Genomic DNA, 14,245 nt, shown 5'->3' on the forward strand with positions numbered 1-14,245 from the left:
TTATTGGGCCAGGCCACGTTCCAGCCAGCGCCTGCTGGAGAAACTCACCGCTGCGTCCAGCACCAGTGCCAGCAGCGCGGTGCAGGCGGCCCCCAGCAGCAGCTGCGGCTGGTTGTTCAGGGCAATGCCGGGGAAGATCAGGCTGCCCAGGCTGTTGGCGCCGATCAGGAATGCCAGCGGCGCGGTGCCCACGTTCAGCGCCAGGGCCACGCGTACGCCGCCGACGATGATCGGCACCGCGTTGGGCAGCTCCACCTGCCAGAGTTGCTGGCGCGGGGTCATGCCGATGCCGGTAGCGGCTTCCTTGAGCGAGGCGGGGACGTTTTTCAGGCCTTCGTAGGTGTTGCGCACGATGGGCAGGAGGGACGCGAGGAACAGTGCGAAGATCGCAGGCCCGGCGCCGATGCCCAGGATACTCAGGGCGATGGCCAGAACGGCAAGGGGGGGAATGGTGTTGCCAACGTTGAAGAACTGCATGAAGCGCTCGGCTTTGTCGACCCGGTGCGGTCGACTTAACGCAATGCCGGCGGGGATGCCCACGGCCAACGCCGCCGCCATCGAAGCCAGCACCAATACCAGGTGCGCTTGCAGGTAGAACCCAAGATCGTCGCGATAACGCGCGATCGTGTCGATGCCGATCCAGTGGACCAGCAGGGCCAGGATGACGAGCACGGCGGCCCATCCCAACAGCCCCTTTCCGTAGCGTTTAGCCACAGGCGGACTCCTTGTGTTGTCGGCGAGCACACTTCTTGGAAGCCGGCCAATCCTGGCGGCGGGTGGTGTGTTCGCGAGTAGCAGCGAGATGCAAGCCGAAGGCTGCGATCAGGCCATGAGCCGAACCCCGTCGGGCCCGAAAATGCTGATGAAACCAGTCCCCAACCGAAGCGGGTTGCAGGGGAGTGGACGTCTCCGTGGGTGTAAAGGTTCCCATCTGAGGCGGCATTTGGCCAGTGTTAATCGCTGGGTGGCAGGATTTATAGCGAGAAAAAACAGCGCCTTAATGGGCTGCAGGCGTTGAAATAACTGCGCTTTGGTCATTTGTCGTGATAAAGCGATGGTCTGTTGGATTTCTTTTGTCTGTGCCGGCATCTTCGCGGGTAAACCCGCGCCTACTTCCGCAGATTTTGGTCCAGGCCCAACTTCAGGTATGATACTGCCCCTTTCAAATCCCCCAGTCAGGCGATTTCCCATGACCAACCAGGCCGCCGAAGTCGCGAAGCGCCGCACTTTCGCAATCATTTCCCACCCCGACGCCGGTAAGACCACCATCACCGAGAAGCTGCTGCTGATGGGCAAGGCCATTGCCGTCGCCGGTACCGTGAAGTCGCGCAAGTCCGACCGCCACGCCACCTCCGACTGGATGGAAATGGAGAAGCAGCGCGGCATCTCCATCACCACCTCGGTGATGCAGTTCCCGTACCGCGAGCACATGATCAACCTGCTCGACACCCCCGGCCACGAAGACTTCTCGGAAGACACCTACCGCACCCTGACCGCGGTGGACTCGGCGCTGATGGTGCTCGACGGCGGTAAAGGTGTAGAGCCGCGGACCATCGCCCTGATGGACGTGTGCCGCCTGCGTGACACGCCTATCGTCAGCTTCATCAACAAACTCGACCGTGACATCCGCGACCCGATCGAACTGCTCGACGAGATCGAAGCCGTTTTGAAGATCAAGGCCGCGCCAATCACCTGGCCGATTGGTTGCTACCGCGACTTCAAGGGTGTGTACCACCTGACCGGTGACTACATCGTGGTGTACACCCCGGGCCACGGCCACGAGCGCACCGAAGCCAAGATCATCCAGAAGCTGGACTCGGACGAAGCGCGCGCCCACCTGGGCGACCAGTACGATTCGTTCGTCGAGCAACTGGAACTGGTGCAGGGCGCTTGCCACGAGTTCAACCAGGAAGAGTTCATCAACGGTCAGCTGACCCCGGTGTTCTTCGGTACTGCGCTGGGCAACTTCGGTGTCGACCACGTGCTCGACGCGGTGGTCGACTGGGCGCCGCGTCCGCTTGGCCGTGTTGCCCACGAGCGCACCGTGGAGCCTGTGGAAGAGAAGTTCACCGGCTTCGTGTTCAAGATCCAGGCGAACATGGACCCGAAACACCGCGACCGTATCGCCTTCATGCGTATCTGCTCGGGCAAGTACGAGAAGGGCATGAAAATGCGCCATGTGCGGTTGAACAAGGACCTGCGCATCGGCGATGCGCTGACCTTCTTCTCCTCTGAGCGTGAGCAGCTGGAAGAAGCCTTTGCCGGTGACATCATCGGCCTGCACAACCACGGCACCATCCAGATCGGCGACACTTTCACCGAAGGCGAGGCGCTGGGCTTCACCGGTATCCCGCACTTCGCGCCGGAGCTGTTCCGCCGCGTACGCCTGAAAGACCCGCTGAAATCCAAGCAACTGCGTCAAGGCCTGCAGCAGCTTGCCGAAGAAGGTGCTACACAGGTGTTCTTCCCTGAGCGCAGCAACGACATCATCCTCGGTGCGGTCGGTGTGCTGCAGTTCGACGTGGTCGCCAGCCGCCTGAAGGAAGAGTACAAGGTCGAGTGCGCTTACGAGCCTATCACCGTCTGGTCGGCGCGCTGGATCAGCTGCGATGACAAGAAGAAGCTCGAGGAATTCCAGACCAAGGCCATGGAAAACCTGGCCATCGACGGCGGCGGTCACCTGACCTACCTGGCGCCGACCCGGGTCAACCTGGCGTTGATGGAAGAGCGCTGGCCGGACATCAAGTTCCGCGCTACCCGGGAGCACCACTGATCTCGAGAGCTTGCTCTTGACCTCTGTGGGAGCGGGTTTACCCGCGAATGCATCGGTAGATTCAACACTGCATTCGCGGGTAAACCCGCTCCCACAAGGACGTCGTAACGACTGAAATCAGTTACCGGCTTTGATACTGGTCCAGATTCGCGTACGAATACGGTCGATCTTCGCCGGCATCGCCTCCAGCGCATACAGCTTGCCCATCACCTCGTCGCTCGGGTAAATCATCGTATTGCCCTTCATTGCCGGGTCTACCAGCCCATCTGCCTTGAGGTTGCCGTTTGCGTATTGCACATGGTTGCTGATGTTGGCCATCACCTCCGGCTGCAGCAGGTAGTTCATGTAGGCATACCCGGCCTTTTCATCGGGTGCATCGGCCGGCATGGCCACCATGTCGAACCACATCGGCGCGCCTTCCTTGGGAATCGAATAGCCCACCTTCACGCCATTGTTCGCCTCGTCGGCACGGTTCTTCGCCTGCAGCACATCCCCCGAGAAGCCCACCACCACGCAGATATCGCCGTTGGCCAGGTCGCCGGTGTACTTGGACGAGTGGAAATAGCTGATGTACGGCCGTACCTGCATCAGCAGCGCCTTGGCCTTGTCGTAGTCCGCCGGGTTCTGGCTGTGGTGCGGCAGGCCCAGGTAGTGCAGGGCGATCGGCAGCAGTTCGGGGCCGTTGTCCAGCACCGCGACGCCACAGCTTTTCAGCTTGCTCATGTACTCGGGCTTGAAGATCAGGTCCCAGGAGTCCACGGGCGCGTTGTCGCCGAGCACCGCCTTGACCTTGTCGATGTTGTAGCCGATGCCGGTACTGCCCCATAGGTACGGGAAGCCGTACTGGTTGCCCGGGTCGTTGACCTCCAGCGCTTTGAGCAGCACCGGGTTGAGGTTGTGCCAGTTGGGTAACTGCGACTTGTCCAGGCGCTTCAGGGCCTTGCCCTGAATCTGCCGGGCCATGAAGTGGTTGGAGGGAAACACCACGTCGTAGCCGGAGTTGCCGGTCATCAGCTTGCCGTCGAGGGTTTCGTTGCTGTCGTATACGTCGTAGGTGGGCACGATACCGCTGGCTTGCTGGAAGTTCTTCAGCGTGTCCGGGGCAACGTAGCTGGACCAGTTGTAGATCTTTACCGTTTCGGCGGCACCGGCCACGCTGGCGGCCAGCATCAAGGGGGCGAGAAGGAGTGTGCGCATGTCGGGTTTACCTTGCTTTGTCTGTTGTTATCGAAGGCAGGCGATCAGCGGATCAGAAGATAAGTACGTAGGTCTTGCGCACGGTCTCCTGGATATCCCAGGTGCCGGTGCTGTTGGCCGGTAGCATCAGTGCGTCTCCGGCTTCTATGACCAAGGGCTCGCCACCGTCCGGGGTGAAGGTGCAGCGGCCCTTGATGAAATGGCAGAACTCCTGTTGCACGATCTGCCGCCGCCAGCGCCCTGGGGTGCATTCCCAGATGCCGGTTTCGACGCCATCGCTGCGCTCCACGCTGTTGACCGAGGTCACGGCCACTGGCTCGCCGAGCGGTACCGCAACGGGGTTGGAACTGTCGAGCACGGCGCTGTCGGTGTTCTTGAACTGGGTGATGCTCATGACCGGTGGATCCTGTGTCGGGTAAAAGGGAAGTCAGTGCATGAAGCCTTCCATGAGGTCCGCAAGGTTGCTGGCCAGGCGCCGCCTCCACGGCGCACTGGCGGGGTTGGCGAGGGTCCGGTCCTCGTGGACGAAACTCTGGATGATCGCGTTGTAGCCCAGCCAGCGGCAGGGTTCGGGTGGCCAGCTGGCCAGGCTTGATACGGGTCGGTTGTCGAGTACCCAGGGTTGCGCGGTCAGCTCGTTGTGCTGGTTGAGGATCAGCGCTGCCAGGGTGCGTCCGCCCAGGTTGGTGGCACCGACGCCTTCGCCGCCGTAGCCGCCGGCCAGGGCGATGCCGCGCTGGCGGTCGCAGAGCATGTGCGGGCGGAAGCGCCGCGCCATGCCGAGGTTACCGCCCCACGAATGGGTGATGCGCACGTGCTTGAGCTGTGGGAACAGCTCGCTGAACAGGTAGCGGCGCAGCTCGATTTCGTGCTCGTCGAGGTTGAAGTTTTCGCGTAGGCGGCCACCAAAGCGGTAGCCACCCCGTGCGCCGAACACCAGGCGGTTGTCAGCAGTCCGCTGGCCATAGGTGACTTGGCGGCTGCTTTCACTGAAGGCCTGGCCCTGGCTCAGGCCAATCTGCTCCCAGGTGGTTTCCGGCAACGGCTCGGTGGCTACCAGCAGGCTCTGTACCGGCAGCTGATGTTTGCCCAGCGGCGGCAGGCTGGCTGCATAACCCTCCACGGCGGGCACCATCCATTGGCAGCGGATGCGCGCCAGCGGAGTACGTACCTCGCCGGGCTGCCAATCGATGGCCGGGGTGTTCTCGTAGATCGGTACGCCCAGCGCCTCAACTGCCCGGGCCAGCCCGCGCACCAGCTTGGCGGGCTGAATGGTGGCGGTGTGCGGGCTGTAGATGGCGCCATAGGCGTTGCTGACCCGCAGCTGGGCGTCCAGCTGTTCGGGGCGCAACCAGCGATAGTCGTCCTCGGTCATGCCCTGGCGATACAAGTCATCGAGGTAGCCACGCAGGCTGCGCTCCTGTTCCGGGTAGCGCGCGGCGCAGTACAGCACACCGCCTTTGCGGTAGTCGCAGTCGATGCCTTCGCGCTGCAGCACGCGGTGTACTTCATCGGGAATACCGTGCAGCAGGTCGATACTGCTGCGTCGCTGTTGTGGCGACAGGCTGGCAAGCAGGCGGTCTTCGCCAAGCAGGTTGCCCATCAGCCAGCCGCCGTTGCGCCCCGAGGCGCCGAAACCGGCGATGTTGGCATCGATGACTGCAATGTTCAGCTGGGGTGCCTGGCGCTTGAGGTAATAGGCGGTCCACAGGCCGGTGTAGCCGGCACCGATGATGCACACATCCGCGTCCAGGTCGTCGCGCAGGGCTGGGCGGGCGCACAGTGGCTCGTCGAGCTGGTCCATCCAAAGGCTGAGCGTGCGCAGGGGTTGCATCGGGTTTGGCTCCACATCCGTCAAGGTCTGTGGGCGATGCTAGTGGTGTCAGTGGGCGGCTGTCTTACGTGCGTGCACGCAGGGAAATTTGCTTCAGGTAGGCCTTGGGCGTGAGCCCGGTGTGTTCGCGGAAGCACTTGTAGAACGCCGACAGCGAGTTGAAACCGGCGTTGTATGCCAGGTCGTCGATCGGCGTTTCGACGCTGTCGTCGTCCAGGCAGGCCATCAGGTGCTGCAGCCGCGCCTGGTTGACGTAGCGGTAGAAGCTTTGCCCGAGCACCTGGTTAAGCAGGTAGGAAATCTGGTTGCGGCTGTACCCGCTGGCTTCCGCTACTTGCTGCAGGTCCAGTTCTGGGTCCAGGTACGGGCGCTGGCGCTGGAAGTAGTGCTCCAGGTCCTGGGCCATGGTCGACAGCTGCCGCGGTGACAGGCCCAGGCGGCTGGTGGCCGGGCGCGGGCCGCTGCTGACCAGGCCATTGCCATGTTGGCGTACCAGCGTGGCGTACTCGTTGACCCGCCAGATCAGGCCGTCCCTGACGGTGATCGCCTCGCTGGACTGGAACGCCACCAGGCCGTCGCCGCCCTGCACCGTGACCTGATACTGGATGAACGCGGTGCAGCCATCGACGCGGATGCGGTCGCTGTGGACGATGTCCTCGCCGGCTTCATGGGGCAGGCAGGCGCGTACGTAGTCGCGCAGTTCCTGGTGGCCGAGCACGCGGTTCTGGAAGAAGTCGTGGTACTGGATATCGGGGTGGTAGAGCGCCATGACACCGTCGAGGTCGCGATGCTTCCAGCAGAGGTGGTAGCGCAGCACGGTGTCGGCGGTGAGCGGGGTCTGGGCAGCGTCGTCGGGAAGCGTCATGACCGAATCATGCCCCGTCGACTGGCCTTGTTACAAGAATGCAGAACACCTGATGCATTAGCGCCAGTCGCGCATTTTGCACGGTCCTGATTCAGCGGAGCTTTCTAACTCATTGATTTGTATGGGCGTCATTTTTTGTCACAACTGGCACAGCCGCTGCAATGGTTAATGCGCGAATGGAATTTTCGCTAACAACATAAGGCGCACACATCATGATCACCCCTGCCGACTATCCCGTTGTAGATACGCAAAGCCGCTCAGGTGTTTCCTGGGCGGCGATCTTCGCTGGCGCGGCTGCCGCCGCGTCGGTGTCCCTGATACTGGTGGTACTGGGCGCCGGCCTTGGCTTTGCGGCCACCTCGCCTTGGGCTGACGAAGGCGCGAGTGCGAAAGCCCTGGGCGTTTCGACCATCGTCTGGCTGCTGGTGACCCAAATCATTGCTTCAGGCCTTGGCGGTTATATCGCGGGTCGGCTGCGGGTGAAGTGGGCCAACCTGCACGGCGATGAAGTGTACTTTCGTGATACCGCGCATGGCTTCCTGTCTTGGGCGGTGGCCACTTTGGTGGCGGCGATGCTGATACTGGGTGCTGCAGGTAATCTGGTGGGTGCCGGTGCCAGTGCGGCTTCCCAGGCGGCCACCGTATCCGCCGCCGCGGGTGCTTCGTCGGCAACCGGTAGCGACAACGACTCGATGGGCTACTTCGTCGATAGCTTGTTCCGTGGCGACGGCCCGGCGCCGGTCAGCGAGGATGCTGCAAATGGCGTAGCCGCACGCATTCTGGCCAAGGGTATTGCAGGGGACGGTGCGTTGCCCGCCGAAGACCGTGCTTACCTGGCGCAGTTGGTTGCGCAACGCACTCGCCTGACCCAGGCCGAAGCTGAAGCGCGCGTGGACCAGGTGATGGCCCAGGTACAACAACTGAAAACCGATGCCAAACAAGCGGCTGAAACCGCTGCCAAAGTTGCTGCCTGGACAGCGCTGTGGACCTTCGTCGCGTTGCTGTGTGGGGCCTTCTTCGCCAGCTTGGCTGCCCTGTATGGCGGTCGTCTGCGTGACCGGGTGCAGTGGGTTGAAGGCGACTACGTTACTCACCGCACCGTTCAACGTTAAGCAAGGAGAATCACTATGCGCTCGATACTGCTGTGGATGCTTGGGGTACCGATCCCCGTGATCATCCTGATTGCCCTGTTCATGCACTGATCAGAAGGGCGGCTTAGGCCGCCCTTCGCGACAAAAGGCTGCTCTGCTCCCACCCTGGGGGGAGCAACTGTCTTGCTCAATTTCTAGAATCTAGCGTGATCCTTGTGGGAGCGGGCTTGTCCCGCGAACACCGGCGGAGCCGGTGCTATCCACCGTGTTGGATTATTCGCGGGCAAGCCCGCTCAGGTACGCCGCAGGCTTGAGCAGTTCCTGAGGAGACAACTGGCTTGCACAACACCTGAAAGCTGGCGCGATCAAGGTGGGGCCTTGTGTCGCAAAAGGGCTGGGAAGCAGACCCGACAACTCAACGCCTAGAGAAACTGCTCCGCATAGTGGCAGGCAACCTGTCGCGTACTCACCTGCCTCAGCGCCGGCACCTCCTTGGCACCGTACGGTCGCATACGGACAGCCCTTGTGAAACGTACACCCATCCGGCGAATTCATCGCAAAAGATGCAGGTCCTCTATCCCGACGAAATTCTCCATGCTTTTTGACTTTATCGCCTTCGCGAATCCAGAAGCTTTGGGGGCTTGAGACCAATAAATTCAATAGAAGTTGGTGTGCTGATGAGCGCCAAAGGTCTCTTTGAATTAGTGATACTTAGTGTAGGAGTAAAGGCGGGTGTGTTGTCTGAAAGTTCCTACAGTATGCTATTGGCGCTTCCCATTGTCTCTACGGTACTAACTAACCCGTTAATGGCGTTGCTAGGCTGGTGGGCGTGCAGAAATAGGTCGATCTGTAGGCGCTCGTCCAAAATAGATGTTTGATTTCTGCTGTTTTCCCGATTACTGTCTGGGGAGGTTGAGGAATAACTCATAATTAAAGGCCGTTACTATGGACGTATTCATGGGGTTGCTGGCTGCGGTGTTCTGGGGGGCTACCGACTTCTTGGTCGGCGTGAACGCAAGAGCGGTCGGAGTAAAGCGGGCGGTATTTTTCGGGCAGTTGCTAGGGCTTTTCTTGATGGCAGTATTGATTGCTGTTTCAGCCGATCAGTGGCAAAAGTTTATATCTGCACCTTGGCTCACCATAGGGTTAGGAGTTGTCGCCTCTCTAAGCACCGTAGTAGGAGCGCTGGCGCTTTCAAAAGCTTTCGCTATTGGCAAGACAGCCGTCGTGGCGCCCCTGGTCACTTCGTATGGTGTTTTTACAACGCTGTTGGCATGGCTGGGTGGCGATGCCCTCTCCGCTTGGCAGGTGGTCGGTATCCTTGTCTGCTTTTTCGGCGTGCTGTTGGCCTGCCGCAGCGATAAGGGTGGTGATTTCGATCGTAAGGTCACCAGTGTGAAGTCTGTGTGGTTTGCTTTGTTGGCGGCCATGCTCTACGGCATCAGCTTCTGGATTCAGGGGAAATTCGCCTTGCCGGCGCTGGGACCGGTGAACATGCTGGCGCTAGGGTATGCGGTAGGGGTCATGTTCCTGATCCGTGAAGCCGTCAGGTTTCTGCGGGACCATACGACGATAACGCTGAAGACCTATGGCTCACTGTGCGGGGCCAGTCTTTTCAACTTGGGAGGGTTTTCTGCGTTTTCTTGGGGGGCGCTAAATGGCTCGGTTTCCGTTGTCACCGTCATCAGTACTTTGTCGGGTGGTATTGCCGCGATCCTGGGGTACTTCTTTTTTCGCGAGCGGCTGTCAGTTATCCAGATCGGCGGTGTTAGCCTAGTGCTGTCAGGGGCTTTGCTTCTGCACCTGTATGGGTGAGATTTTTTCGGTATGTAAAATTGTAGATTTTTTGGGAGTTGTGCCAGTGGCGCATGTCTTCGCTGTGGTCCTGTAGATATGAGTGCTCAGGGCAATGGACTATCAATGCTGCCTTGCGAAAGTTTATGTTGATATAGCTGCGTGAGTCGTCAGCAAATATATTTCGATTAAAGGAGCGATTTCTCGAAAGCCCGTAAGGGCTTATCCGTGTCGCGGTGCCACGTTCGTTGTATGTGTTGTGTCATCAACTCGTTCCTGAGTTTCTTTAATGCTACCCCAGCGTCAATGTCCAGCTCATTTCTAATGAAGGGGATTTTGACTTCATTAACGAGGGTGTCGACGTTGGCATAAGAGTCACTGATAGCCCACCCTTAGGGCTGGTGGCACGCGAATTGTTTTCTGTCGACTTTGTTGTCTGTGCATCGACCAGCTACCTTGATAAACACGGCCGTCGCGTTCACCCCGGCCCGAAACACCGACCTCACACACGCCGTGCGCCGAAGTGAATTTCCAATTTTTGCTTTTCACTGAACTCAAAACGGTATGCAGCTGTGTTCCGTCAAGGCCGTCGGGGCTGGAACGCATGCTCAGTCCTACACTATTAGCCCTGCTAAGTGCGCGGTGGTCAGGAAGAGTGACTGGGCAGCAAAGCAAACTGCTGTTTTTCGCATTGAGTGCTGCCCAGTTTTCTAACAGTTAAAGAAACTGCTCCGCATAATGGCAGGCAACCTGCCGTGTACTCACCTGCCTCAGCGCCGGCACCTCCTTGGCACACCGTTCGGTCGCATACGGGCAGCGCTTGTGAAACGCACACCCATCCGGCGGATTCAGCGGGTTGGGCAGCTCCCCGACGATACGAATTTTCGGCTTCAACGGGTCTGGATGAATCGCCGGAGTTGCCGACAGCAGCGCCTGGGTATACGGGTGCAGCGGCTTCTCGTAGATGTCCTCCTTCGGCCCCATTTCTGCTGGCCGCCCCAGGTACATGACCAGTACCTGATCCGCCACATGCCTTACCACCGCGAGGTTATGCGAGATGAACACGTAGGCGGTGTTGAACTCTCTTTGCAAATCCATGAACAGGTTCAGCACCTGGGCCTGGATCGACACGTCCAGCGCGGAGGTCGGTTCGTCGGCCACCAGCACTTTCGGTTGCAGCATCATCGCCCGGGCGAGGGCGATACGCTGGCGCTGGCCACCGGAAAACATGTGCGGGTAGCGCTGATAGTGCTCGGGGCGCAGGCCGACCTGCTCCATCATCTTCTGCACTTTGTCGCGGCGCTCGGCCTTGCTCAGCGAGGTATTGATCAGCAGCGGTTCGGCCAGTTGGTCACCGATCTTCTGCCGTGGGTTGAGCGAGGCGTAGGGGCTCTGGAACACCATCTGCACATCGCGGCGCAGTTGCTTGCGCTCTGCCTTGTTGGCGCCCTTCACCTCGGTGCCGGCAATTTGCAGTGAGCCGGACGATGGCTCTTCGATCAGCGTCAGGGCGCGGGCCAGGGTCGACTTGCCGCAGCCCGACTCGCCAACCACGGCGAGGGTCTTGCCGGCCTCCAGCTCGAACGACACGCCGTTCAGCGCACGGACCAGGGCATGGCCCTTGAACAGCCCGCGGGAGACTTCGTAATGCCGGGTCAGCTCCCGGGCAGATAGAACGACGGCCATCACGCCACCTCCTGGTTCAGCGGGTAGAAGCAACGCACCAGGCTATGGGCCTGAGGGTCGAGGGGCGGGCGCTGGCGCCGGCAGTTGTCCTGCACATACGGGCAGCGCGGCGACAGCAGGCAGCCAGCGGGGCGGTCGTAGCGGCCGGGGACGATGCCGGGCAGGGTGGCCAGGCGTTCGGCACCGATGCTGTGCTCAGGGATCGCCGCCAACAGGGCTTCGCTGTAGGGGTGCGCGGGGACGTCGAACAGGTCGGGTACCTGGCCCACTTCCACGGCCTGGCCGGCGTACATCACGCACACCCGCTTGGCCGTTTCGGCAACGACGGCAAGGTCGTGGGTGATCAGGATGAGCGCCATATTGCGCTCCTTCTGCAGGTTCACCAGCAGCTCCATGATCTGCGCCTGGATGGTCACGTCCAGCGCGGTGGTCGGTTCGTCGGCGATCAGCAGCTTGGGCTCGCCAGCGATTGCCATGGCAATTGCCACGCGCTGGCTCATGCCCCCGGACAGCTGGTGCGGGTAGGCATCCAGTCGACTTTCGGCGGCCGGGATCTCGACCTTTTTCAGCAGCTCCAGGGCACGCTGGCGCGCGGCCTTGCCCTTCAGGCCCAAGTGCTGGCGCAGCACTTCTTCGATCTGGTAGCCAACGGTGTAGCTGGGGTTGAGCGCGGTCATCGGGTCCTGGAAGACCATGGCGATGTCCTTGCCCACCACCTTGCGCCGTTGCCGGCCGCTGAGCTTGAGCATGTCGGTGCCGTCGAAGGTAAGGGCATTGGCGGTGATGCGCCCTGGGGCATCGATCAGGCCCATCAGGGCCATCATGGTGACCGACTTGCCCGAGCCGGACTCGCCGACAATGGCCAGGATTTCTCCGGCGTCCACCGCCAGGTCCAGGCCATCGACCACCGGTACTGCGTTGGCGTCGCCGAAGCGCACATTCAGGTTGTTGATCTGCAACAGTGACATGGCGTCCTCCTCAGGCGGCGTTCTTGAGTTTCGGGTCCAGCGCATCGCGCAGGCCGTCGCCCATCAGGTTGATTGCCAGCACACTGAGCAGGATGGTCAGGCCGGGCAGGCTCACCACCCACCAGGCGCGCTCGATGTAATCCCGGGCCGAAGCCAGCATGGTGCCCCACTCGGGGGTAGGCGGCTGCACGCCGAGGCCGAGGAAACCCAGCGCAGCGGCGTCGAGGATCGCCGAGGAAAAACTCAGGGTTGCCTGCACGATCAGCGGTGCCATGCAGTTGGGCAGCACGGTGACGAACATCAACCGTGGCAAACCGGCGCCGGCCAGGCGGGCAGCGGTGACGTAGTCGCGGTTAAGTTCGCCCATTACCGCGGCGCGGGTCAGGCGCACGTAGGACGGCAGGGAAACGATGGCGATGGCAATCACGGTGTTGATCAGGCCAGGGCCGAGGATGGCGACGATGGCCACAGCCAGCAGCAATGACGGCAGCGCCAGCATCACGTCCATCAGGCGCATGATCGACGGGCCGAGCAACTGCGGGAAGAAGCCTGCGAGCAGGCCCAGGAGGATGCCCGGGATCAGTGACATCACCACCGACGACAGGCCGATCAGCAGCGACAGCCGTGCACCTTGAATCAGCCGTGAAAGCAGATCACGGCCCAGTTCGTCGGTGCCCAGGATGAACTGCCAGGTGCCGCCTTCCAGCCACACGGGTGGGGTCAGCAGAAAGTCGCGGTACTGCTCGCTGGGGTCATGCGGGGCTACCCACGGCGCGAACAGCGCGCAGAACACCACCAGGCACATGAAGGCCAGGCCCATCACCGCGCCTTTGTTGCGCGCGAAGGCTTGCCAGAATTCTTTGTACGGGGAGGGGTAGAGCAGGCTCTGGTCCACCGGGCTGGCCGGCGACACGGATTTTGGAATCGGGCTAGTCATGGCTTGGGCCTCAGCGCTGATGACGGATGCGTGGGTTGGCCAGGCCGTAGAGAATGTCCACGACGAAGTTGACCAGAATCACCAGGCAGGCGATCAACAGGATGCCGTTCTGGACCACGGGGTAGTCACGGGCACCGATGGCTTCGATCAGCCATTTGCCGATGCCCGGCCAGGAAAAGATGGTTTCGGTCAGCACCGCACCGGCCAGCAGCGTGCCGACCTGCAGGCCGAACACGGTCAGCACCGGGATCAGCGCATTGCGCAGACCATGCACGAACACCACACGGGCCGGTGACAGGCCTTTGGCGCGGGCGGTGCGGATGTAGTCCTCACGCAGCACTTCGAGCATTGAAGAACGGGTCATGCGGGCGATCACCGCCAGCGGGATGGTGCCGAGCACGATGGCCGGCAGGATCAGGTGCATCACAGCATCCTTGAACGCGCCTTCTTCATCGCTGAGCAGGGTGTCGATGAGCATGAAGCCGGTTTTCGGCTCGATGTCGTAGAGCAGATCGATGCGCCCGGAAACCGGGGTCCAGCCCAGGCTGACCGAGAAGAACATGATCAGGATCAGGCCCCACCAGAAGATCGGCATCGAGTAGCCAGCCAGCGAAATGCCCATCACCCCGTGGTCGAACAGCGAGCCGCGCTTGAGCGCGGCGACTACCCCGGCCAGCAAGCCGACGATGCCGGCGAACAGCAGGGCGGCGAAGGCCAGTTCCAGGGTGGCCGGGAACAAGGTGATGAACTCGCTCCACACGCTTTCGCGGGTGCGCAGCGACTCACCCAGGTCGCCCTGTGCCAGCTTGCCGACATAGTCCAGGTACTGGACCGGCAGTGGCTTGTTCAGGCCCAGGCGTTCCATGGCCTGGGCATGCATTTCGGGGTCGACCCTGCGCTCGCCCATCATCACTTCCACCGGGTCGCCGGGGATCAGGCGTATGAGCGCGAAGGTGAGCAAGGTGATGCCGAAAAAGGTCGGTATCAACAGGCCAAGGCGCCGGGCAATAAAACTCAACATTGTCGGGGTTACCTCATCAGGCCGTGGGGCGATCAGCCCGGTACGGCAGTGCCGCCGGTCCCCGTGTGGGTGGCCGGCG

Annotated in this window: 12 protein-coding genes and 1 pseudogene; 3 read left to right on the top strand and 10 right to left on the bottom strand. The window is 61.3% G+C overall.

Annotated features, from left to right (window positions below; translation table 11 throughout):
• Complete coding sequence (locus E8E68_RS00300) at positions 1 to 714, bottom strand: ABC transporter permease (RefSeq protein ID WP_003248483.1); 714 nt, start codon at positions 712 to 714, stop codon at positions 1 to 3.
• Positions 715 to 1,189: 475 nt separating this feature from the next.
• Here E8E68_RS00300 and E8E68_RS00305 point away from each other — a divergent pair, with 475 nt between their 5' ends.
• Positions 1,190 to 2,773, top strand: a complete 1,584-nt coding sequence (locus tag E8E68_RS00305) for a peptide chain release factor 3 (protein ID WP_003248481.1) — start codon at positions 1,190 to 1,192, stop codon at positions 2,771 to 2,773.
• 117 nt (positions 2,774 to 2,890) lie between these two features.
• Here E8E68_RS00305 and E8E68_RS00310 read toward each other — a convergent pair whose 3' ends face one another.
• The 4 genes from E8E68_RS00310 to E8E68_RS00325 form a co-directional block, all read right to left on the bottom strand.
• Complete coding sequence (locus tag E8E68_RS00310) at positions 2,891 to 3,970, bottom strand: polyamine ABC transporter substrate-binding protein (RefSeq protein WP_266028494.1); 1,080 nt, start codon at positions 3,968 to 3,970, stop codon at positions 2,891 to 2,893.
• 52 nt (positions 3,971 to 4,022) lie between these two features.
• Complete coding sequence (locus E8E68_RS00315; protein ID WP_266028493.1) at positions 4,023 to 4,364, bottom strand: cupin domain-containing protein; 342 nt, start codon at positions 4,362 to 4,364, stop codon at positions 4,023 to 4,025.
• A gap of 33 nt (positions 4,365 to 4,397) precedes the next feature.
• The gene (locus E8E68_RS00320; protein WP_266028492.1) at positions 4,398 to 5,804 is read right to left on the bottom strand and encodes an FAD-binding oxidoreductase; all 1,407 of its coding nucleotides are present in this window, start codon (positions 5,802 to 5,804) and stop codon (positions 4,398 to 4,400) included.
• A 64-nt stretch (positions 5,805 to 5,868) separates the two neighbouring features.
• Positions 5,869 to 6,669, bottom strand: coding sequence for a nuclear transport factor 2 family protein (locus E8E68_RS00325; RefSeq protein ID WP_280339090.1), 801 nt, complete (start codon positions 6,667 to 6,669; stop codon positions 5,869 to 5,871).
• A 212-nt stretch (positions 6,670 to 6,881) separates the two neighbouring features.
• Here E8E68_RS00325 and E8E68_RS00330 point away from each other — a divergent pair, with 212 nt between their 5' ends.
• Complete coding sequence (locus E8E68_RS00330) at positions 6,882 to 7,781, top strand: hypothetical protein (protein WP_280339092.1); 900 nt, start codon at positions 6,882 to 6,884, stop codon at positions 7,779 to 7,781.
• 401 nt (positions 7,782 to 8,182) lie between these two features.
• Here E8E68_RS00330 and E8E68_RS00335 read toward each other — a convergent pair.
• Positions 8,183 to 8,315: pseudogene (locus E8E68_RS00335) on the bottom strand (dipeptide ABC transporter ATP-binding protein); the annotation flags it as partial.
• 390 nt (positions 8,316 to 8,705) lie between these two features.
• On the opposite strand from E8E68_RS00335, the gene E8E68_RS00340 reads away from it, so the two are divergent.
• The gene (locus E8E68_RS00340; protein WP_266028490.1) at positions 8,706 to 9,575 is read left to right on the top strand and encodes a DMT family transporter; all 870 of its coding nucleotides are present in this window, start codon (positions 8,706 to 8,708) and stop codon (positions 9,573 to 9,575) included.
• A gap of 696 nt (positions 9,576 to 10,271) precedes the next feature.
• On the opposite strand, the gene E8E68_RS00345 is transcribed toward E8E68_RS00340, so the two are convergent.
• From E8E68_RS00345 to E8E68_RS00360, 4 genes are read right to left on the bottom strand one after another with little or no spacing between them, the layout of a single operon-like run.
• Positions 10,272 to 11,240, bottom strand: a complete 969-nt coding sequence (locus E8E68_RS00345; RefSeq protein ID WP_280339096.1) for a peptide ABC transporter ATP-binding protein — start codon at positions 11,238 to 11,240, stop codon at positions 10,272 to 10,274.
• Positions 11,240 to 12,208 (bottom strand): ABC transporter ATP-binding protein, encoded by a 969-nt coding sequence (locus E8E68_RS00350; protein WP_110744901.1) that lies wholly within the window; start codon positions 12,206 to 12,208, stop codon positions 11,240 to 11,242. Before E8E68_RS00350 ends, E8E68_RS00345 begins: the two co-directional genes overlap by 1 nt.
• A 10-nt stretch (positions 12,209 to 12,218) precedes the next feature.
• Entirely contained in the window at positions 12,219 to 13,145 is a 927-nt protein-coding gene (locus E8E68_RS00355; protein WP_009685150.1) for an ABC transporter permease subunit, read from the bottom strand.
• A gap of 10 nt (positions 13,146 to 13,155) precedes the next feature.
• Positions 13,156 to 14,166, bottom strand: a complete 1,011-nt coding sequence (locus tag E8E68_RS00360; RefSeq protein WP_110744900.1) for an ABC transporter permease subunit — start codon at positions 14,164 to 14,166, stop codon at positions 13,156 to 13,158.
• Positions 14,167 to 14,245: the final 79 nt, after the last annotated feature.

The organism is Pseudomonas sp. BN607 (assembly GCF_029871175.1).
GTDB lineage: Bacteria > Pseudomonadota > Gammaproteobacteria > Pseudomonadales > Pseudomonadaceae > Aquipseudomonas.